General features: G+C 62.0%; 21 protein-coding genes and 1 pseudogene. 11 read left to right on the forward strand and 11 right to left on the reverse strand.

Features of this window, described 5'->3' with window-relative positions:
- Positions 1–25: 25 nt before the first annotated feature.
- Both AASM09_RS20630 and speA read right to left on the reverse strand, forming a co-directional pair.
- Positions 26–346 carry a DUF6122 family protein gene (locus AASM09_RS20630; protein ID WP_049432014.1) on the reverse strand — a complete coding sequence of 107 codons (321 nt, stop codon included), beginning with the start codon at positions 344–346 and terminating at the stop codon, positions 26–28.
- Positions 347–389: 43 nt separating this feature from the next.
- Positions 390–2279, reverse strand: a complete 1890-nt coding sequence (gene speA, locus AASM09_RS20635) for an arginine decarboxylase (RefSeq protein ID WP_049432012.1) — start codon at positions 2277–2279, stop codon at positions 390–392.
- A gap of 191 nt (positions 2280–2470) precedes the next feature.
- Between speA and speE the strand changes: the two genes are divergently transcribed.
- Positions 2471–3322, forward strand: coding sequence for a polyamine aminopropyltransferase (gene speE / locus AASM09_RS20640; protein WP_049432009.1), 852 nt, complete (start codon positions 2471–2473; stop codon positions 3320–3322).
- A 141-nt stretch (positions 3323–3463) separates the two neighbouring features.
- Here the strand turns inward: speE and AASM09_RS20645 are convergent, their stop codons facing one another.
- Positions 3464–4372, reverse strand: coding sequence for an aspartyl/asparaginyl beta-hydroxylase domain-containing protein (locus AASM09_RS20645; protein ID WP_049432008.1), 909 nt, complete (start codon positions 4370–4372; stop codon positions 3464–3466).
- Between the two features lie 434 nt (positions 4373–4806).
- Between AASM09_RS20645 and AASM09_RS20650 the strand changes: the two genes are divergently transcribed.
- Positions 4807–5466 (forward strand): RIO1 family regulatory kinase/ATPase, encoded by a 660-nt coding sequence (locus AASM09_RS20650; protein ID WP_049432007.1) that lies wholly within the window; start codon positions 4807–4809, stop codon positions 5464–5466.
- Between the two features lie 103 nt (positions 5467–5569).
- Here AASM09_RS20650 and AASM09_RS20655 read toward each other — a convergent pair whose 3' ends face one another.
- Positions 5570–5908, reverse strand: coding sequence for a P-II family nitrogen regulator (locus AASM09_RS20655; protein ID WP_005411374.1), 339 nt, complete (start codon positions 5906–5908; stop codon positions 5570–5572).
- Between the two features lie 154 nt (positions 5909–6062).
- Here AASM09_RS20655 and ubiK point away from each other — a divergent pair, with 154 nt between their 5' ends.
- A complete protein-coding gene (gene ubiK / locus AASM09_RS20660) occupies positions 6063–6314 on the forward strand; it encodes a ubiquinone biosynthesis accessory factor UbiK (RefSeq protein ID WP_049432004.1) in 252 nt (83 codons plus the stop codon).
- A 126-nt stretch (positions 6315–6440) separates the two neighbouring features.
- Positions 6441–6875 (forward strand): NAD(+)--rifampin ADP-ribosyltransferase, encoded by a 435-nt coding sequence (gene arr, locus AASM09_RS20665; protein ID WP_049432003.1) that lies wholly within the window; start codon positions 6441–6443, stop codon positions 6873–6875.
- A 122-nt stretch (positions 6876–6997) separates the two neighbouring features.
- Here the strand turns inward: arr and AASM09_RS20670 are convergent, their stop codons facing one another.
- Positions 6998–7762, reverse strand: a complete 765-nt coding sequence (locus AASM09_RS20670; RefSeq protein WP_233653633.1) for an ImmA/IrrE family metallo-endopeptidase — start codon at positions 7760–7762, stop codon at positions 6998–7000.
- 97 nt (positions 7763–7859) lie between these two features.
- The gene (locus tag AASM09_RS20675; RefSeq protein WP_049432001.1) at positions 7860–8183 is read right to left on the reverse strand and encodes a helix-turn-helix domain-containing protein; all 324 of its coding nucleotides are present in this window, start codon (positions 8181–8183) and stop codon (positions 7860–7862) included.
- Between the two features lie 458 nt (positions 8184–8641).
- Here AASM09_RS20675 and AASM09_RS20680 point away from each other — a divergent pair, with 458 nt between their 5' ends.
- The gene (locus tag AASM09_RS20680; RefSeq protein ID WP_152906613.1) at positions 8642–9361 is read left to right on the forward strand and encodes a hypothetical protein; all 720 of its coding nucleotides are present in this window, start codon (positions 8642–8644) and stop codon (positions 9359–9361) included.
- A 162-nt stretch (positions 9362–9523) separates the two neighbouring features.
- Here AASM09_RS20680 and AASM09_RS20685 read toward each other — a convergent pair whose 3' ends face one another.
- Both AASM09_RS20685 and AASM09_RS20690 read right to left on the reverse strand, forming a co-directional pair.
- Positions 9524–10834, reverse strand: coding sequence for a hypothetical protein (locus AASM09_RS20685; protein ID WP_099498025.1), 1311 nt, complete (start codon positions 10832–10834; stop codon positions 9524–9526).
- Between the two features lie 87 nt (positions 10835–10921).
- Complete coding sequence (locus AASM09_RS20690) at positions 10922–11203, reverse strand: hypothetical protein (protein WP_072180978.1); 282 nt, start codon at positions 11201–11203, stop codon at positions 10922–10924.
- A gap of 674 nt (positions 11204–11877) precedes the next feature.
- Between AASM09_RS20690 and AASM09_RS22255 the strand changes: the two genes are divergently transcribed.
- Entirely contained in the window at positions 11878–12078 is a 201-nt protein-coding gene (locus AASM09_RS22255; protein ID WP_394253848.1) for a tyrosine-type recombinase/integrase, read from the forward strand.
- A gap of 121 nt (positions 12079–12199) precedes the next feature.
- Here AASM09_RS22255 and AASM09_RS20700 read toward each other — a convergent pair whose 3' ends face one another.
- Positions 12200–12565, reverse strand: a complete 366-nt coding sequence (locus AASM09_RS20700; protein WP_049431994.1) for a hypothetical protein — start codon at positions 12563–12565, stop codon at positions 12200–12202.
- A 55-nt stretch (positions 12566–12620) separates the two neighbouring features.
- Entirely contained in the window at positions 12621–13223 is a 603-nt protein-coding gene (locus AASM09_RS20705) for a DUF998 domain-containing protein (protein WP_049431992.1), read from the reverse strand.
- A gap of 645 nt (positions 13224–13868) precedes the next feature.
- On the opposite strand from AASM09_RS20705, the gene AASM09_RS20710 reads away from it, so the two are divergent.
- The 5 genes and pseudogenes from AASM09_RS20710 to AASM09_RS20730 all read left to right on the forward strand — a co-directional run.
- Positions 13869–14225 (forward strand): hypothetical protein, encoded by a 357-nt coding sequence (locus tag AASM09_RS20710; protein ID WP_049431990.1) that lies wholly within the window; start codon positions 13869–13871, stop codon positions 14223–14225.
- A 46-nt stretch (positions 14226–14271) separates the two neighbouring features.
- Entirely contained in the window at positions 14272–14868 is a 597-nt protein-coding gene (locus tag AASM09_RS20715) for a hypothetical protein (RefSeq protein WP_049431986.1), read from the forward strand.
- A gap of 100 nt (positions 14869–14968) precedes the next feature.
- Positions 14969–15631, forward strand: coding sequence for an imm11 family protein (locus tag AASM09_RS20720; RefSeq protein WP_049431985.1), 663 nt, complete (start codon positions 14969–14971; stop codon positions 15629–15631).
- Between the two features lie 41 nt (positions 15632–15672).
- Positions 15673–18372, forward strand: a complete 2700-nt coding sequence (locus tag AASM09_RS20725) for an XVIPCD domain-containing protein (protein ID WP_080355085.1) — start codon at positions 15673–15675, stop codon at positions 18370–18372.
- 206 nt (positions 18373–18578) lie between these two features.
- Positions 18579–18977, forward strand: a pseudogene (locus AASM09_RS20730) (magnesium chelatase domain-containing protein); the annotation flags it as partial.
- A gap of 188 nt (positions 18978–19165) precedes the next feature.
- On the opposite strand, the gene AASM09_RS20735 reads toward AASM09_RS20730, so the two are convergent.
- Positions 19166–19984, reverse strand: coding sequence for a hypothetical protein (locus AASM09_RS20735; RefSeq protein ID WP_152906612.1), 819 nt, complete (start codon positions 19982–19984; stop codon positions 19166–19168).
- Position 19985 lies beyond the last annotated feature (1 nt).

Raw genomic sequence — 19985 nt, forward strand, 5'->3', positions numbered from 1 at the left:
CTTCGCCGGGCATTTCAGTTCCCCATCAACGGTGATGCATCCACCAGCAGTCAATCGCGTCCAGCACGATGTGGATGATCAAACCGATGCCGAACAACCGCGTTTTCTTCGGCACGCACAGCCCCGCGTAGACGGCGATGGCCGGGGCCGTATGCAGCGGGTGGAAACCGATGCTGCAGCGGTTGGGCGCGTAGATCGGATCGGCCAGCAGGTGGTCCAGGTCGATCACCCAGCCCAGCAGCATCAGCAACCACGCCGAGGCGAAACGCTTGCGCCAGAACAGCCATGCCAGCAGGGCTGGCACGGCGGCATGCAGGAACAGGTGGAAGATCGCGCGCGCGCTCATCGGGGCCGGTAGCGCCGGGACATGCCCGGCGTTCCCGTAATCATCAGACCAGCGGTTCGTCGGACAGGTACGTGTAGCCGGTCAGGCCCGCTTCCAGCGCTTCCGACAGTTCCTGCGCACGTTCCGGCAAAAGATCGGCCGCCGCCACGCGCTGGGCATACGCCGCACGCAGGTCGTCCAGCCTGTAACCCACGTAGTCCAGCATCACGTCGGTGGTGTCGCCACGGCGCTGCTGGGTGATGGCATAACCATCGGCGTCGGCCAGCACTTCCACCGCGTCGGTATCACCGAACAGATTGTGGATGTCGCCCAGGATTTCCTGGTAGGCGCCGACCATGAAGAAACCGATGCGGTAGCTTTCGCCGTGCTTGATCGCGTGCAGCGGCAGCGAGCTGTCCAGACTCTCGTTCTCAACGTAGGTCTTGACCATGCCATCGGAATCGCAGGTCATGTCGGCGATGATGCCGCGACGGTCCGGCGTTTCGTTCAGGCGTTCGATCGGCACGATCGGGAACACCTGGTCGATCGCCCAGGCATCGGGAATCGATTCGAACACGCTGAAGTTGACGAAGTACTTGTCGACCAGGCGCTCGTTCAATTCGTCCAGCGCCGGGCGATGGCTCTTTTCGTCGTAGCTCAGGCGCGCGCGCACGCCGTGGGCGATGGCATAGAACAGGTCGTCGATGCGCGCACGCTGCGGCAGGTCGATCTGGCCCAGCGCGTAGCTGGCCAGGCCTTCGGCGTGGAAGTGCTGCGCTTCCTGGAACAGTTCCACCGCCGGGCGCACGTCCAGTTCCTCATGGATTTCGCGCAGGTGGCGGATCGCCGCCGGCTCGTCGTCGTGCTGGTCCGGCACGCGGCCTTCCTGCGCCTGCTCCACTTCAGAGACATTGGCGATCAGCACCGCGTGGTGTGCGGTCATCGCGCGGCCGCACTCGGTCACGATGCGCGGCGGAGTCAGGCCGTGCTCTTCGCAGGCGCTGGCCAGCGGCTGCACGATGTTGCTGGCATACGAATTCAGGCCGTAGTTGATCGAGCAGAAGCTGCGCGAACGGGTGCCTTCGTAGTCCACGCCCAGGCCACCGCCCACGTCCACGTGGGTGATCTTCGCGCCCAGCTGTGACAGCTCGACGAAATAGCGGGTGGCTTCGCGCATGCCGTTGGCGATGTCGCGCACGTTGGAAATCTGCGAGCCCATGTGGAAGTGCAGCAGGCTCAGGCAGTCGGCGTACTCGGTATCGCGCAGCGACTTCCACAGGTCCAGCAGCTGGCGCGGTGACAGACCGAACTTGGCCTTGTCGCCACCGCTGTTCTGCCACTTGCCGGCGCCCAGCGAGGCCAGGCGCATGCGCACGCCCAGGCCCGGCTTCACGTCCAGCGCCTTGGACTCTTCCAGCACCAGCTTCAACTCGGACGGCTTCTCGATGACGATGAAGGTCTGCAGGCCCAGCTTGCGACCGATCAGGGCCAGGCGGATGTACTCGCGGTCCTTGTAGCCGTTGCAGACGATCAGGCCACCCGGGCGCGACAGCGCCAGCACGGCCATCAGCTCGGGCTTGCTGCCCGCTTCCAGACCGAAGCCTTCACCGTGGTGGCTGGCCAGGGTGCCGGCCACGCCGCGGTGCTGGTTGACCTTGATCGGGTACACAGCGGTATAGCCGCCGGCATAGTCCCAGTCCTGCTGGGCCTGGGCGAAGGCCGCCTGCAGCTTGCCCAGGCGCTGACCGAGAATGTCGGGGAAGCGCACCAGCAGCGGCAGCTTGGCGCCGGCGGCGCGCGCAGCGTCCACCACCTTGGGCAGCGACACCACCGGGCCGTCCGCCCCGGTCGGTCTCACCACCATGTGCCCGGCCTGATCCACGTCGAAGTAACCATCCGCCCAATGCGGGATCGAGTAGGTCTTGCGGGCTTGGTCGAGGGACCAATCGGTCATTTCAGTCGGCCTTGTTGGCAATAAAAGGGGGGGCATGATAACGCCTATATGCCCACAGGTTCGTTATCATGCGCGCCCGCGCCCGTGACAGGTTTCAACCTGAACGGGCCGATCCGTCCGGATGTGGCATCTGTGCCACGCGGCCCCGCCCGCCAGCCCGGCTCCACCCCTCCGAACAGGACTGTTTTCCAATGACTGACAGCAACAACTGGTACATCGAACACTTCGAGCGCACCGGCTCGGCCATCGGCTACCGCATCACCGGCAAGCTGGACGAGGTGCAGTCGCCGTTCCAGAAGATCGAGATCTTCCAGACCACCGACTGGGGCAACCTGATGACCATCGACGGGGCCATCATGCTGACCAGCAAGGACAACTTCTTCTACCACGAGATGATCAGCCACCCGGTGCTGTTCACCCACGCCGCGCCCAAGCGCGTGGTGATCATCGGTGGCGGCGACTGCGGCACCCTGCGCGAAGTGCTCAAGCACACCGGCGTGGAAAGCGTGACCCAGTGCGATATCGACGAGCAGGTCACCGTGATGGCGCGCAAGCACTTCCCGGAACTGTGCGACTCCAATGACGACGCCCGCGCCGAGCTGCTGTTCGACGACGGCGTGGCCTACATGGCCAACTGCCCGGCCGGAAGCGTGGACGTGGTGATCGTGGACTCGACCGATCCGGTCGGCCCGGGTGAAGGCCTGTTCAACAAGGCGTTCTACGAGAGCTGCTTCAAGGCCCTGAAGGACGACGGCATCCTGGTGCAGCAGTCCGAGTCGCCGCTGATGCAGCTGGACCTGATCAACGAGATGCGCGCCGAGATGGGCAAGGCCGGCTTCGGCTCGTTCAAGACCCTGCCGTTCCCGCAGCCGTGCTACCCGACCGGCTGGTGGAGCGTGACCATGGCGCGCAAGGGCGACAGCAGCTTCGACTTCCGCCAGGCCGACTCGGCCGCCAAGACCTTCAACACCCTGTACTACACCGCCGCGCTGCACACCGGCGTGCTGGTGACCCCGCCGTTCGTGCAGGCGGCACTGAAGTAAAAGAAAAACCCGCGCTGGCGACAGCGCGGGTTTCTGCTTTCTGTAGAGCCGAGCCCATGCTCGGCTGCATTTCGCGCAGAAGCAGCCGAGCATGGGCTCGGCTCTACAACATCCCCCGCGCGCGACCCGGCGGCGGTTCGATCACAGCGCCCAGATACCGGCAATCACCGCCACCACCAGGCCCCACTTGATCAGCTGGTAGGCCACCACGCTGCGCTCGCGCAGCGCCTTGGCCTTCAGGCGCACCTTGTACAGGCCACCGAATGCCTTGTTGACGCCACCGGTCGGGTCACCCGGCAGGTTCGGCGAAGCACCGCCGGCCAGCAGCGTGGCCGCCACCGCACGGTTGAACAGGCCCGGCAGGCCGAAACGCAGCGGACGGGCGATGTCGCAGAACAGGATCACGCGATCCTCCTGCGTCTCGTTGTGCGCATGGTGGATGTAGGTCTCGTCGAACATCATCCACTCGCCATCGCGCCAGCTCTTCTTGATGCCGTCCACTTCGATGTAGCAGCCATCGTCGTTGGGCGTGGTCAGGCCCAGGTGCAGGCGCAGCGAACCGGCGAACGGGTCGCGGTGCGGTCGCAGTTCACTGCCCGGCGGCAGCTGCGCGAACATCGCCGCACGCACGTCCGGAATCGACTCGATCAGCGCCACGGTCTTCGGGCACAGCGTCTTCGCCGACGGGTGCGACGGGCCGTACCACTTCAGGTAGAAGCGCTTCCAGCCACGGCGGAAGAACGAGTTGAAACCCGCATCGTTGAAGCTGCTGGAAGCGGCGATCTTCTGTGCATCGCGCAGCGCCAGCGCCTCGTCGCGGATCATCTGCCAGTTCTGGCGCAGCGGTTCCAGCTGCGGGAACTCCTTGCCCGGGTCCAGGAACGGCGTGGTCGGCACCTTCGAGAACATGTACATGACCACGTTGATCGGGGCCATGAAACTGGAGTGGTCCAGCAGCTGGCGCGACCAGCGCGCGCGGACCTTGCCACGGAAGTGGATGTACAGCACGCAGGCCACGAACAGCACTGCCAGTACGATCTTGATAGTCAAAGCACTTTCCTCCAGCCGCGGCCGGATCGGGAAACGGGGGCGATGCACGGCCAGGCGGCCAGCACCGGTGGGGAACGCGGCAGGGGACGGGGACGTGCCATGGAGGGGCGGCCGCCGATGTCGCGAATTAACAGCTTATGGTCGGCAGGCCGTGCGCCGGGGTCAAGCCGGACGTGCGTGGCATTCAGCGCGGCGCCGATGAATGGGCCAAAAGCGCAACCAACCCCTTGATTCAACTGGGCAAGCCTTATAAGTGAGACGGAATTGTCCGATTCTGCGTGACGAACTGTTCCAGCCACGACCCCGACATTTCTCCGACAAATCGTGGAATAGCGAACTGGCGAGTACTAAAATTAACGAAAACTTAGTAACTCCCTGTAACACCGGTTCGCTTGACGCTTTGCGCCGCCCACCGGGTCGTCCGAGACCCTGATATGTACCTCCCTGTTACTCCCCCCTCCTCCTGCGGCGATGACGCCGCAACGCCGCTGCTGCTCAAGCGCGGCGAACGTTTCCTGGCCCCCGATGTCTACCGCACCTGCCTGGACGGGCGCGAGGCGGTCATCAAGGACTACTCCCGTTATCGCGGCACCCCGCTGTCGCCCGTCGCCCGGCTGATGGTCCGCCGCGAGGCGCGCATGCTGCAGCGCCTGGGCGGCTGGAAGCACGCCCCGGCCCTGCTCGGCACCCTCGGTGGCCTGGCACTGGGCATGGAATTCATTCCCGGCCAGACGCTCAGCAGCGCACAGGCCGTGGGCAATGAAGTGTTCGAGCAGCTGCAGCACGCGCTCAGCCGCCTGCACGCCGCCGGCATCACCCACAACGACCTGCATGGCACCAACGTGGTGGTCAGCGGCGGCGTGCCGGTGCTGCTGGACTTCACCTCGGCCTGGCGCGCCCCGCGCTGGCTGCGCCGCAACCCGCTGAGCCGGCAGATGCGCCGCAGCGACATGAAGAACCTGCTGAAGATCCGCCAGCGCGTGACCGGCCAAGCGCCGAGTGCTGCGCAGGCCGCGCTGGTGGCCGACCCGGGCTGGGTAGCTGCAGTGCGGCAGGGCTGGAAGCGGTTCTACACGTGGGCGAAGCGGCGGTAGGGGTCGAGCTCGCTCGACCGCGTTACCGCTCTTTGTAGAGCCGAGCCCACGCTCGGCAATGCAGCCGAGCGTGGGCTCGGCTCTACAGATTCCCGCCGGCTGCTTACAACGCGTCCGCGTCCAGTTCACCGGTACGGATACGCACCACGCTGCCCAGGTCGTACACGAACACCTTGCCGTCACCAATCTTGCCGGTGCCCGCGGCCTTCACGATGGCCTCAACCACGGCCTCCACCTGGTCATCGGTCACCGCCACTTCCAGCTTCACCTTCGGCAGGAAATCGACCACATACTCCGCGCCACGGTACAGCTCGGTATGGCCCTTCTGGCGACCAAAGCCCTTCACTTCCGTCACCGTGATCCCGGTGACCCCACGCTCGGCCAGCGCTTCGCGCACGTCGTCGAGCTTGAACGGCTTGATCACCGCCATGACCATCTTCATCGTCTATCTCCTGTCTTCCGGCGTGGAGGATAGCGCCTGAACGCGGCCCGTGCGAAGCCGTTGCGGCCTGTCCGGGCAATGGGTGCCGGCAGTATCCTTGTGCCCGATCGGCCCGCCCGCGCCGGATGCACGGGCCACCCCCACGGAGCACCCCATGATCGACCTGAACCAAATCGATGACCTTGCACGTCGCCTCAGCGACCTGGTGCCGCCGGGCCTGCGCGAATCGCGCGAGGAGCTGCAGGCCACCTTCAAGAGCGCGCTGCAGGCCGGCCTGGCCAAGCTCGACCTGGTCACCCGCGAGGAATTCGAAGTGCAGCGCGCCGTGCTGCTGAAGACCCGCGAGAAGCTGGACGCGCTGGAACAGGCCGTACGCGAGCTGGAAGGCCCCGGCGCCGCAGAATGAAAAAAAGAGGCGCACCGCGCCTCCCGTTTACAGATTATTTCCCGGATGGGGCCTTGCAGCAAGGCCCACCGGACGCCCTAGACTCGCCGGCCTGTCGATCCGGCAGCACAGAGAGGGGCAGCAGCGATGACGCAGGACACCGAATGGACACCCGTTTCGCATGACACCTGCGACCAGGTCGCCGGGCCGTTCTATCACGGTACCCGCGCTGACCTCGCGGTGGGCGAACTGCTGAGCGCGGGCTTCAGGTCCAACTATCGCGACAGTGTGGTGATGAACCACATCTACTTCACCACGATTGCCAAGGGCGCCGGGCTGGCTGCGGAGATGGCCCGGGGTGAAGGGCGGCCGCGCGTGTATGTGGTGGAGCCGACCGGGCCGTTTGAGGACGACCCGAACGTGACCAACAAGAAGTTTCCCGGGAATCCGACGCGGTCGTATCGGAGTGCGCAGCCGTTGCGGATTGTGGGGGAGATTGTGGAGTGGGAGCTGTATGACGCGGAGTTCGTCCGGCAGTTGAAGGCGTTTGTTGCTTCGGGGAGTGGGGAGATCATCAATTGAGGGAAGGAGAGACACGTGCTTTGGCCGACGGAGGATCAACGCAGCAGGTCGTCGAACGATGTCCGCTTTCGGCCAAAAGGAGACGTCTCATCTACAGCAGCTTGACCGCGAATCCCACTGAATCATGCCTTGTCTGAGCAGCGCGGCTTCCAAGCAGAGGTCCCTCGTGGCAGAACCAAGAGTGAGATGGCGAAGTCATAGTGGTCGGCAGTGACCTTCATTTCACGAAGACTTGTTCCACTTGCCACATATGGAAACCAGAGCTTAGCGTCCGTTTCAACGCCCGTCGTGTTCTTCGGCACGTCACTAGACGCAAGTACAGCGTCTGGGACTGCGATGACCTTGCGCCGCGACGGGAAGAACGCCCCGCTACGAAACGCGGACTGGCTTGCTTTGGACTTCAGGACGTACCCATCGCGGTGAATAACTACCACAGCGTTGTGGTCTGTGTAACCAATCCAGCGAAGTAGTGCTGCAGTCAAAGATACGCCGTATCTATCGGCACAACCGCTTATGGCATCAAGACTAGCCTCAGTGCCCATCTGCGCACGAAAGTCGTCTAGCGGCATCAACAATGTCGACGCGAAGTAGTCCGCCTCGGCTTCAATATCCCGTTCATCCAAGTCGAGATCGACCATATCTTCATCGGTGCACTGAAAGCACTCGCGTTCATGGCGGTGTAATAAATAGTGCCCTAGTTCGTGAGCCTGGGTGAACTTGATCCTGCCGAGTGACCTTAGGGCACTGTTGTACAGAAGAAGCCAGCGTTTGCGCCCGTCATCCGGGAACAGAGCGCCGTCGAAGTTGTTGATCGCCTCCCCACGCACTTCGGTGATGGGGTCATCCCACTTGAAGATGTTCGCGGCCTCCAACGCCAGGCTCTGCACGTCTATAGGAAATCTAGGCGTGCCGTGGGCTTGCGAGATGGCATTTAGCAGATTCGTAAGCCTGTAAGCGGCCTTCGGCGGGGTCAGCGCAGCGGACCTATCCCTTTCTGAAGCTGTCGACGATCTTCCTGACACGTTCCCTGTCCTCCGGCTCAAGGTTGCTGTAATTGCGGAAGAAGGCTTCATCCAAGTGCCTCTCCTCCGGGCTCCCGGTTTCTTCGTGAAGCAGGAAGTCGACCGTAACGCCAAAGACGCCAGCGATCGCACCAAGCTTCTCAGCTGAGGGACTGGGAGCTTCCTTGCGATTCTCTATCTCCCACAAATAGCTCTTACTGATGCCAGTCGCATCCGCCAAGGCGTCGAGTGTGAGGCCGGACTTTTTCCGAAGATCTTTGACCTTGGTCTGAAGGGCTTTGTTCATATTTGTGCATAAGGTCAGTGCAATCGCAAGTTGCACTATACCGAACAAGATGTTTGACAGTAACGAATATGCACGGCACACTCCGCCGTGTTCGGTCCACCGAACATCCACTCATGCAATACCGATAGCGCCCAAGGAGGCCAGTATGAGCAAGCCCAGTGGACTCAAGCCGGGTCAGCCCGCCCCGACGTCGGGTCAGTACCAGATCATCGGCCCACGCGGGGGGCAAGGCCCCGAGCGCACCGTAGTGCGCCGGGAACCCCTGCCACCGACGCCGACCCGCGGATCAACCTACCGACTGGTCGATCCCACCAAGACAAAGCGCTGAGCTAGGTAGGAGGGGCGGTGCCTGGATGCGGCCGCCCCCTCTCCGGGCTGATCAAGCCATCAAATCCCGCGAGCGCCCCGTGCGGACAGTCGAACCGAGCGCGCAAATCATGTCATCAGGAGAGAAGCAATTGAGTACCAGCCTTCAAGCGGCTGCACGTCCAGGCATCGCCTACGAGAACCAGCTCCTAGGTGCCTTCATCTACGCATTGGGTTACGAGAGCGGTAGAACTGGAAAACCCTTGCCTGTGAATCTGTTCCAGCAGACCCCTCTCGACGGCACGTTCGGCGATCTCATCGCGGGGGGGGACTGGTGTGTGGCGTTGGAGTTCAAGCGCAGCTGGCCGGCCGCACGCTCAGAACGCGGCAAGTGGCCACCGGCCAACCTTCAGCGCTATCTGGAGGATAAGCAGATGCAGGATATCGCCAAGAAGGCCCATTTCTTGTGCTTCGGCGCGAAGGATCAAGATGAAATAACGATTGGTGCAATGCGCTACTCCGCATTCTTGCGAGACCCCGAAGCGAGCAAAGGTCAGGCCACCAGAGGAACGGCGATGGTGGATCTACTGGTCAACTGCACTGGGCTTGATAGACAAACGTCTCCGCTTGGCGTGGCACCAAGGGTCCTCGAATCCTATCTGAGGCGGCTCAGCGTAATGAGGAAGCTGATGGGAAGCGGAGAACCGCCAGCGCAGTGGCTAGCCGTCGCCAGTACGGCGCAAGGCTACAGAATCCGTTCGGCTGATTCATTGGAGCAGCTCCTTGATATGCCAAAAACCCGCTCAAGGGAGAGATCCGCTGAGTTGGACAGAACGCCCGAGCACAAGAAGAGCTTCGACCGGGAACGGTAGGTCTCCCAATACATTGCCTTGCGCCCCTGCGAGGACAGTTGATACGCGCTACTCGCAATCGACGTCCGCTTTCGGCCAGAAGCGGACAGTGAGCGTGAAGACGACCGTCAGCCAGTAGGCGGGCTGAAGCCCACCTACTGGCCGTCTGCGTCGATCGATCTGTTATCCCTCACTGGCGTCAATCGGAGATGGAAGCTCGTCCTTCACCAACCCGAGATCGCAGTTCCGCAGGAAGAAAAAGAAGGTGGAATCGATCGCGTACAACTGACGTTTGCCGATGTCGTAGTCGATCAAGGGCGGATTGATGCCTTTTTTGTGCTGCAGAGTCGAGAGGTTGTGGAGCAGGTTGCTCATGTCTGATGCGCGCACATCATCTTTACGGTGATGATGCTGCTTCATTTTGTCCGTGATATCGGAGCGGCTGATGCCATGCTCCAGACCGGCGTACCCCATCTCTAGGATGGCGCAGACGAGGTAGTACGGCAGGTGAAGGGGCGTTTTCTCCTTCTCCTTTGAATGCGTGACGTTGCCCGACGAAATAAGTTCGAGAGCCTGCTGGTGTGTGGCGCCGTACTGATCCGCCTTTTCTTGTACCGCCTTTTGAGCAAACGCAACATCAGCGATCTTTTGAGCCAAGAACTTCCGCTCCGATACACCGGCCGCCATACACGTGTGCTTCAGCAGTTCTTGGAAGACTCCAACGCTTCCAAAAGAGTTCTCAATGCAACGCTGAATCACTTCAGGAGCGAAGTCGATGTTCAGGCACTTTGCTCCTTCTGCAGCAACCTTGCGAAACTCGCCCTCGGTCCAAGGCTCCACTGCGAGATCAACGACCCGGTCGGTGAGATCAGGACAATAGATTCGGAGCTTGTCCTTCTGCCGCCATACCCCCAGAACCACAAAGATGATGCCCATCTCCTGAAACGAGCGCAGATCAAAAGATAGTTGACGCTGCTTCTCTTCTGCAAGGTAATGGAAGTTCTCTAAGACGATCTTCTTCTTGAAGTTCACCGCCTTCAATAGCTCTGCGATGTCTTGCGCCACGGCTAGATTGAAAGGAATTGTCTTGGAGGTCTTTTGGCTCCTATCGCCAGCCTTAAGCCCACCTGATGCGTTTGCCTCTCCCTCACCAAAGAACCAAATCGTCGCCTTCGCCTTGATCCCCAAAGTTGCCGAAGTCTCTGAGGTCTTCTCCTCCACCGTCCCTGTCTCGATCTCTACGCCACTTTGGCGGAGGATGCTCGAATAAATGTCTTCGACGTTCGTGTTCGGTGATAGGCGAACAACAACGTTCTGGTCGTAAGGCAGATACCGGGAAACCAATGCTGTTTTGCCCTGCTTCGAGGCACCGTACACGACCACATGCTTGTCCTCCTTGAGCACGGCGGTGAAGAGCCCGTCAATGTTGTCGCGGACGATATACGACAACACGGGGTCGGCGCTGACGCCGAAGACTTGGGTGAGATTTATCAATCTGCGATCCTCTGCAACATGCAATTGGATTGTGGAGGATAACGCCGCGGTTGAGCTGCGGCGTAGCCGTCCGCCTCGAACGAGATGTTAGGCCCAGGCACTTTGCACCAACAGCGCTAGGCTTTGAAGAGCAGCGGCTATCGCTGCTGCGAACGCAGCGCGCTTGCTCCACGTTGATTGGGCAAAGGCAGTACCAATGAAATCGGTGTTCTCACCAACAATGATCGCCGCTGGATAAAGTCCACTAGAATCAGGTTCGTCTTTGTGCGGAACCTGCACTGTTGCCGACCTGTACCACAAGCATGCAGCTATCAGCGCGAATAGAGCAGCACCAAGGTTAAGAAGGACGATTGCGGGGCCGACAGTCATTGCCAGATTTCTCCTGAGGTCTAGCTATTTAATATACGGACACACCTATCCGGGTAGACGTTCCCGGCGGCGCAACGAGATTCCTGCGCAACTCACTGTTCTTTCGGCACCTTATCTTTGCCATGTCCGGCTAACAACCGAGCGCAGAGCCGGACAGAGATGCCAAGCCTTGCAACGGCGGCTTTGGGTCGCATCACGCCTAGCTTCTCGAGCTAGGCGAACGCTGGCCAATCCCTCTACCAGGAGTTGGCCATGGTAATTCTTCACACACCTCAATCCTTCGAGCCCTGGAACAAAGGAAAGCTAGTCGGCCAGAAGGCCCCACTGAAGCTGAAAGACATTTGGGCTATCCGGATCAGACTACAGCTCGACCACAAGATCCGCGACCTCGCTCTGTTCAACCTAGCGATTGATTCGAAGCTACGCGCGTGCGATCTGGTTAAGCTTCGGGTATCTGACGTCTCGCATGGCGGCCAGATAGCATCCCGCGCAATCGTGATGCAACAAAAGACGGGGCGACCTGTTCAGTTCGAGATGACCCAATCGACTCGCGAGGCCGTCCACGCTTGGATCGCTTATGCCGACCTCAATGCTCGGATTTCCTATTCCGCAGCCGCGTGGCGGAATCGCCCCACCTGTCGACGAGGTAGTACGCCCGGATCGTCCATCGCTGGGTGGAAGATGCCGGCCTCGAGTCGGGATCCTACGGCACCCACACGATGCGCAGGACCAAAGCTTCGTTGATCTACCGACGAACGCGAAACCTTCGGGCCGTTCAGCTCTTGCTTGGGCACACGAAGCTAGAGAGCACCGTTCGCTATCTGGGCATAGACGTCGAGGACGCCTTGGAGATCGCCGAGCGGACTGATGTCTGAGCCCGGAAAGCTGGTCCTCGTCCTGCAGAAGGTCGAGGATCAGCCAAGAGCGGACTCTCGCAGTGCCTCGAACAGGCCCAACCACGAATTTGCTTGGCCTAGAACGAAGTATCGAGTCGCCCTACTTGAACATCTCCAACAGATCCTTGTCTTCATGCCTCTGCTCCCACGTAGAGAGAAAGCAGAAACTCACACCGCTGCGCATGGCAACCTTCTGGAACCCAGCGAGTTCTTCCTTCGTAATCGGATATTCAATCGGATCAAAGTGCAGAAGCGCCCATGGCTTTTGAAGTGAAAACCCGGGCGTGAGTTCCGAGAAGAGTTCCTTCAACATAGGCCGGAAGACGGAGAAGTCCTTGATCGCCCCTGCGCGATTTCCAAGGGCATGACACTGGCGACGGATGGTCCTGTCTCCACCGACCAACCGCGCAGTAAAATGGTGCTGGTGCACTTTGACGTAGATCAGCTGGCGGCGAAAAATCCTCATCTTGCTCTCAACTCCGCACGCTCAATCGTCGCCCAAATGTCTGCATACCCTTCCATCAATGCGCAGCCTGCGCCTTCAGCGCGCTTGAATCCCTTCGCAGCAGGTACAGCGCAACCAGGAATGGCCACAGCGAGTTGATCGACGAGAACACGCGCTGGGTCAGCCCCCTGAGCCCCTCCGGATCCACTCCCACCACGTTCAACCAGAGATAGACGATGGCCCCGATGCTCACCACAGCGGTCACGGCGTACGCCCTTCGGTTGGCAGACCAAGCGCTCAATTCGATGTGCGACATCGCCGGTGCAATGATGTTTGCGATACCGATGGTGTAGAAGCCGTGCATCGGATGGCCCATGGGCCAGAGCCCGTTGGTCAGCATGGAGATGCCAAAGATCATCCAGCAGATCGCGCCGACGGCAATCCGGCGGCCGGACTCCCGCCATACCCCGATGGCAAACGCCACGAAGCCTACGCCAGAGCCGATGGCGGCGATCCTGGCGCAAATGCTTGCAGGCGTTGGCGCCTGCAGCAGCTCGCTGGCGTGCTGGGCAAGCGGGTTGTAACCCGGCGCGAACAGGGCAGCAACGCTGGTCCAGAACAGGAACCACGGAAGCGGGAACAGACCCGCGCAGAGAAGCAGTCGGCTGCGGCGTGACACGTACAGTGGTCCTGTTTGGCCTGCGCCAGTGGGTGGAATCCAATCGAACGCTGCAAAACCTTCCTGCTGCGGGCAGGACGGCCCTCAGTGACTACAGCGGTAGTCAGATTGCGCGCGGCACTCGGTAGGTTCAATAGGCAGGAAGTCATTTAAACCATCTAGCGGGTGTCGCAACGGTTCGGTTGCATGGGCGATCACGCATGCCCGATGGGCGAGTGCTGTCGCTTTTGCCGCGCTTGGCGTCTCTGGCGGAAAAATTTGAAGACTCCGTTCCAGAAGTGCCGCTGCGCCAAGCACACCAAGGCTCTCGCCCCATCCGACGCTATGCGACAATGCCAAAAGCGTCTCGGGTTTTGGCGGCATTGACCTCTACCCGTTGGCATTCCGAACAACAGCAGGTAATCGTTACTGCGCCACCGTGCATCGGTGGTCGGGACTCGAAAACCCGGATTGCTAGACGTAAGTTTGCGCTTGCCAGCCGGCACCACCGCGCGTGGTGCTGGCTGGCAATCCGTCTGCCGGCTATGGCGGGCGGGGCGTGGGGGCCTCGTGCCCGCCGGCTTTGTCTAGCAACCGGTTTTCGAGCCACGCTCTGCCCGCCACCTTTATCGGTGGCGGCTTCCGCCTGCTTGCACGGAGCCCGCCATGATCACACCACACTCCCCTCCCCCGCGCCCCATCCAGGAAGCGCCCTCGGGCGCCCCGGCCCTGGACCCCAACAGCCTCATCGCCATCCTGCACGCCATCGGCGCGGGCGCTGCGGCTGACGGTCAGCCCTGGCCCGAGCGCCATCACCTGCACAGCCGGCAGATGCAGTTGTCCGACGCCGACTGCGCGCTGACCGGCCAACGCATCGTGCAGGAGATCCTGCTGGCGGCCGAGCGCACGCGTCAGAACAGCGATCCAGAACAGTACGTGGGCGACCGGGTGATGGAGGGGCTGGTGATGGCCGATCTGGCACTTACCGCCTTCATCCACGAGCGGGTGCGGCCACAGGACTGAGGACGCGCCTGTGGGCGTGACGTTCTGCTTTTGTGCGGGGTGACGAATGAAGAAGCATGGCCTTGCCGCTGCGGCGGTGTGTGCCTCGATCATGGGGGCGGTGTGGGTGGGATGGCCCGAGCCTGCGGGCGATCAGGTGTGGGCCTACCAGAAGCTGCAACCGGCCGATTACCGGTTGCTGCACAGTGATGCGCAGGGCTTCGTGACCGCGAAGGCCCAGGAAGGCTTTGAACTGCACACGCGCTATACCGGGGTGACGTCCTTCGAGATCCGCTGCAAGGGCGTCCTGGTGCTGGACGTGGAGAACGCGCCCTCGCGCGTGCTGATCCGCATGCCTGCCGATGCCCGCTGGCGGGCGCCGGACATCGAGCGTCTACGTGCCAGCTTCGAGCGGTGGCTGGATCTGCACCAGAGTGAGGGCCGGTTGTTGGTGGAGCGTGCGGAGCCTTCGTGGGTCGAGGCACGGCTTGGGCGCCTTGACAGGTCGGTGCCTGATGACCAGCGATGCACGTTCAGGGACCCAGGCCGCCCTTGGCCGGAACCTCCCTCGTCATTCCGTCCGTCCAGCAGACCATTGCAGGCAGTGGAAGGAATGGCAGCATCATCCTCGGCATTGTTCCGACGTCCCCGAAGAATCGCGTGAATCACGTGCCGCCGGCACCGTTTCGGCGCAACTTGTGGCTGCGCTGAAGCCTCGCTAGCATCGGCTCAACGGCTTTTCCCGTTCTACCCCCGCATCCATGATGGAAGCCCCCGTGACCGAATCGACCGCCACCGAAGTTTCAGCCGAAGCCGCATCTCACAAGGGCGAATTCTTCCTGATTGACGCAGGCTTGCTGAGCAACGGCGGGGTTCCCGGTATAGAGATCGCCAACGAAGAGAAGCTGATCGATCCGGGGATGAATGTCATCTCGCGTCCTGATGGAACGCCAGGCCAGTATCCCGAGCGCCCCCACCTGGTTCATGTACCTGAGAAGGGCGGAATGCCACGCGATCTGGAAGAGCTCGCTGGCATCTGGATCGTGTCGGAGCCGTTGAAGCAGCTGTTTGAGCAGTTGGACGCCGAGGCGTTTGCCTTTGTGGCCTGCGACTTCAGCCTTGCCGACGGCAGCCCCGGCCCTCAGTACTACCTGGGCAATGTGCTGCGCAGGCTCGATGCCCTGGACGAAGCCGCTTCCCGCGTGAGGATCAAGCTCGACCACAACTATCAGACCGGCGAGGACGAGAAGCTTTACAGCCTTGTCGGCGGGGCGAGCCTGGTGTTCAAACAGGACGTTGTGGGGGATGCCCATATCTTCCGCCAGGAGCGCATGGGCGCACCGCCCATCTGCGACCGCGTGATGTTTGATGCGTTGAGTGCCACCAGCTTTTCCGGCGTACGGCTGCGCGATGTAGCCGATATTTAAGACGAGCTCTTTCAAACGGATTCTTGAATGAGGTGGTGCGCATGGCCGACACACCGGTTTTTCAGGGACACCATCTGATCGAACAGATTGCGTTCGAGCAAAGCCAGCTACTGAAGTCGCTTGCCAGGAGCGGTCATTTCGCGCTCCACGGACCCAACAACATTCTCAACCTGCCCGCGAACCCTGCGCTGGCGACCAGGTTGAGTATTTCGCCACACTCGGGCGGCCCGTTGAGTGCGTACTCGGATCAACTGAAGTTCGTTCTCGACGACCTCGCGGAAACATCCGATGGCCGAGCCTTGCTGTCGAAGGAGACTCCGCCGGATGTGCGGGCCGCCGCGGCCGAGCGTATGGGTGCCCGCATCCAGAACCTGGAATTCACGCTTCGCGCCGGCATCCTCAACGGCGACCTGGTCACCAACACGCCCGAGAACATGACCCCGGCGGAAGCCAACGCCAAGGTCCGCACCTTCTTCTCTGATCTGGACGGCTACCAGCGCACCCACGCCACGCAGATCGCGGAACTGAAGACGCTCAATCCGTCCGAGTTACGCTGGCGCGGCGTCACCCAGTCCGAGGCCAATGTGAGGTTGGCTCTGGATGCCATCGACGAACCCGGCAACTCCACCCTGAGCGAGCGCTGGGGTGGCCGCGCATCGTTGGGCACCGCCATTCAAGAGGCCAACCAGGGCGGCCGCCTGCCGTTGAGCGAGCAGACCGCCGCCCGGGTACGCACTGCGTTCAACCCGGAGATGCCACTGACCCTCGTGCGCCCTGGCCCGGCAACCACGGCTCCGGAACTGGCTGGCTCTGCTGGGCGAACGGGCGCTGCGGAAGGTGCCGCCGAAGCTGCCACCGGGCGCGGACAGATTACCGGCGCGCGCGTACTCGGTGCCGCTGGCGTCGCCGCTCTGGCCGTGGACTTCGCCATCACCGGCCACCGCGTGGCCGAGTTGCGCAGCGAGGGCAACGACGCCGGCGCAAAATCTGCTGCCACCCACTTCGTGGGGCGTACCGCGGGCGGCTTTGGCGGCGGCTTCCTGTTGGGCGCGGGGTACGGCCTGGTTACCGGCTCGTGGACCGGGCCAGGTGCGCTGGCTACCGGGCTGTTGGGCGGGGTGGCCGGTGGCTTTGCCGGTGAGTACTGGGCCCAGTACCAGGACAAGAAAGCCGTTTACACCCAGGTGGACCGCAACGGCAACGAATGGAGCCGCGATCCGGAAGATGCAAAGGGCACCTGGAGCCGCAGCGTGCGCACGCCGCAGCCCGACGGAAGCTACCGCGAGACCACCATGGTCGCCGGTGGCCGGCTGCTGGATGAACTGAACTACAAAGCCGCCAACGACTCCTATTCACTGGGCATGGCCAACCTGCCCAAGCCGCAGAACCCCTTCAAGCTCGATGCAGGCGGCGAGAGCACGCCGCCGCGCGAGCCGTTTGAAACCAACCGCCACTACGTGCGCAATCCGCACAACGGCGAATGGAACCTCTCCATCCACTCGATGATTGATGGGCGCGTCCCTTTCGACTACACCGTGCCCGTAAGCCCGGAAAAATCCGGCCAACTGGAACGGGAATCGCAGCGCATCATTGCCCAGAACGCCTTGAACACGCCGGAGGCGCTCGCCGCCCGTTACCAGGTGGCGTTCAACCAGTACAACTGGCACGAGTTCGCCACCATTGAGCCGGTACCGGAGGTGATCACCAACGCGCTGACCCAGACGCAGCCCCTGCACGCTTCCAACGGCGAGAAGTACACGCAGGACGCCAACGGGCAGTGGCAAACGCCGGGTTGGGTGTACGGCACCAACCCGGCCGAGGGCAGCATCATCGAGGAGCTCAATCGTACGCGACAGAGCCAGCAGGCCGGCGTACAGGAGCTGACGTCCATGGCCGACATCGCCCGGGCCAACCCCACGCCAACCGAGTACAGCCTGCGCAGCCAGGTGGTGGACGCCTACCGTAGTGGCGGCATTGTGCACAGTGCCGAAGAGATTGATGACGCCGTAGCCGCCGTTGCACAGGATCACGCACGCGCCGTGCCCGACTTCGGCACGTTCACGCTGCAGGTGCAGAAGGATGGCTCGCTGGCCACACTGGCTGGGAAAGATGACGAGCGCATGCAGATCGTTTGCATCACCACGCCAGAGGAGATTGCTCAGGCACACGTGCAGCGCTCGACTGCCGAACAGCAGCCCGCGGATGCCTTGCCGCGCGCACCAACTTCACCTGAGCCCGCACCGAATGCATCGCCGCCACACACCTCCAGGCCTGCCACGCAGCACGACGCTGACGTAAAGCGGCACCACAGCACAGCCCTGCGCCCAGATGGCAGCGGGCTGCTGGAACAGCTGCGCTCGTCGGTAGCGATGCTGGATGAGAAGAACAACAAGCCGTGGGACCAGAGCAGCGACCGCCTGCTGGCCAGCGCCTACCGGCTTGCGGCAGACGCCGGGTTCAAGCCCGGCGACAAAGTAGACGCGGCATTGAGTGAAGCCACCGATACCCTTGCTGCGGGCACCACGCTGTTCGTGACACGCTCCGGACCGGGCGCGTCATCGGACCCCGCCGCCAACCGGGCGCAGATGCCAACACAGGACGCCCTGGCGGTCGCACCGGAGCAGCAGTATGCAGCGGCCAACCGGAGCCTCGGCGGCCAGGACCGGGAGCAGTCGCAGCAGCTGGCGCAAGCGCAGGAGCGGCAGCAGGAAGAGAGCCGGCCGGGGCCGCGGATGGGTTGATGGCAGCAGTTCTGGCTGATCAACGCCGATCCACTTGATACCGGGCGATCTCCGGCGCTCACGTTGTAGAGACGGGTTGTCGCACAGGAACAAGGCACGCTCCAGGCACCTGTCGGAATCCTCCTAGCTGCGCCACCAGCAAATCCCGATATCCCTGCGCAGAGCACCTGCCGCACGATCAAGCGCCTCTCTGCAGGAATCCACACATGAGCCTGGCACTGGTCCACAGCCGCGCCCGCGCCGGGGTCGATGCCCCGTTGGTGCGGGTGGAAGTGCATCTCTCTGGCGGCCTTCCTGTCACCCAGATCGTTGGCCTGGCCGAAACCAGCGTGCGTGAGTCCCGTGAGCGCGTGCGTGCTGCCCTTCTTTGCGCCCGCTTCGACTTTCCGCAGCGGCGCATCACCTTGAACCTCGCGCCTGCCGACTTGCCCAAGGAAGGTGGGCGCTACGATCTGGCGATTGCCTTGGGCATTCTGGCGGCCAATGGCCAGGTCGATCCGCAGTCGCTGCTGCAGTACGAATTCCTGGGCGAGCTTGGCCTGACCGGTGAACTGCGGCCGGTGGTGGGCGCACTGCCGGCCGCGATTGTGGCGGCCGAGGCCGGCGCAACCTGATGGATTGGACCCAAGACGATGGCGGCAGCCTCCACTCCGGGCACCACAGCGCCAGTGCGGCGGCGCCGGCGGCAAGTGGCAAGTGGCAAGTGGCAAGTGGAAATCCACCATGCAGACGCGCTTGTCACATTCCTCAATATGACCATGCTCTGAAACACCGCCTAACTGCTCTGCAAAGTCTATCCTGCCGGCGCACAAGGCCAGAGCTCGACACCTCTCAATCCTGCAGCTCTGATGGCGTTCGCTACTGTCGCACTCACAATCATTGCGTTCGCCGACTGATGCTCGACCCCGAAACGCTGCGAACTACGGAAGATCGGCACATCTGGAGGGTTCTTGATTGACGGGAAAAAGCCGCGGTCATGCCATTGGTAGCGTTCCCTGCCGCATTTCTCGCAACGAACTCCATCCAGCTCGCCCATACACAGCGGAACCACAGGCCCAAGATCGAGTTGAACAACCTCATCCAAGAGGCTTCCTTTGGTGTCCTCAACCGGAAGCACTCCGATACCCAGGGGGCGAAGATGTTCTGACCAAACGGAAGTCTGCATGAAGCAAGCTTCCTCTACCCAATTCAGCTTCAGAAAGGCATTCCGCCCCCACTTCAACGTCTTCTTGATCCGGAACGGCGCCACCTGAACTGCGCCTTCGCCACATTTTGGACATCGCGCGCTCAGGTCGTACGCCTGCTCAAGATACAGAAAATCTCTTTCTGGCTGTGGGTAGCCGCTGGCGTGGACAACCTGAAGCGCGCAGTGTGCGGCTTCCGAAATCTCCGCAGCAGTAAACTCCGTGGTCACAGAAGTTGCACCATTCCACGAGCGAATCAAGCTACAAGCTTCACTCCACCCTGGCGCACCTTCCAAAGCAAAGCTCACAGCAATACCACCGACTTCAGGACGAGGATCAGCCGGGGGCTGAACCTTCAAACCTAGAGCACGGAGCTGCAAAGCACGTGCCTCACTCCAAGTGAAAGCAAATCGATACTTGATCTTCATG

Origin of the sequence: Stenotrophomonas maltophilia (genome assembly GCF_039555535.1) — a bacterium.
Classification (GTDB): Bacteria; Pseudomonadota; Gammaproteobacteria; order Xanthomonadales; family Xanthomonadaceae; genus Stenotrophomonas; species Stenotrophomonas maltophilia_Q.

Bases quoted from the DNA above. Each gene is read 5' to 3' on its own strand.
- AASM09_RS20715 (WP_049431986.1), top strand. From the start codon at position 14,272: ATGAAGAAGCATGGCCTTGCCGCTGCGGCGGTGTGTGCCTCGATCATG.
- AASM09_RS20710 (WP_049431990.1), top strand. From the start codon at position 13,869: ATGATCACACCACACTCCCCTCCCCCGCGCCCCATCCAGGAAGCGCCC.
- speA (WP_049432012.1), bottom strand. From the start codon at position 2,279: ATGACCGATTGGTCCCTCGACCAAGCCCGCAAGACCTACTCGATCCCG.
- ubiK (WP_049432004.1), top strand. From the start codon at position 6,063: ATGATCGACCTGAACCAAATCGATGACCTTGCACGTCGCCTCAGCGAC.
- AASM09_RS20735 (WP_152906612.1), bottom strand. From the start codon at position 19,984: ATGAAGATCAAGTATCGATTTGCTTTCACTTGGAGTGAGGCACGTGCT.
- speE (WP_049432009.1), top strand. From the start codon at position 2,471: ATGACTGACAGCAACAACTGGTACATCGAACACTTCGAGCGCACCGGC.
- AASM09_RS20650 (WP_049432007.1), top strand. From the start codon at position 4,807: ATGTACCTCCCTGTTACTCCCCCCTCCTCCTGCGGCGATGACGCCGCA.
- AASM09_RS20720 (WP_049431985.1), top strand. From the start codon at position 14,969: ATGGAAGCCCCCGTGACCGAATCGACCGCCACCGAAGTTTCAGCCGAA.
- AASM09_RS20630 (WP_049432014.1), bottom strand. From the start codon at position 346: ATGAGCGCGCGCGCGATCTTCCACCTGTTCCTGCATGCCGCCGTGCCA.
- AASM09_RS20690 (WP_072180978.1), bottom strand. From the start codon at position 11,203: ATGACTGTCGGCCCCGCAATCGTCCTTCTTAACCTTGGTGCTGCTCTA.
- AASM09_RS20675 (WP_049432001.1), bottom strand. From the start codon at position 8,183: ATGAACAAAGCCCTTCAGACCAAGGTCAAAGATCTTCGGAAAAAGTCC.
- arr (WP_049432003.1), top strand. From the start codon at position 6,441: ATGACGCAGGACACCGAATGGACACCCGTTTCGCATGACACCTGCGAC.
- AASM09_RS20700 (WP_049431994.1), bottom strand. From the start codon at position 12,565: ATGAGGATTTTTCGCCGCCAGCTGATCTACGTCAAAGTGCACCAGCAC.
- AASM09_RS20725 (WP_080355085.1), top strand. From the start codon at position 15,673: ATGGCCGACACACCGGTTTTTCAGGGACACCATCTGATCGAACAGATT.
- AASM09_RS20655 (WP_005411374.1), bottom strand. From the start codon at position 5,908: ATGAAGATGGTCATGGCGGTGATCAAGCCGTTCAAGCTCGACGACGTG.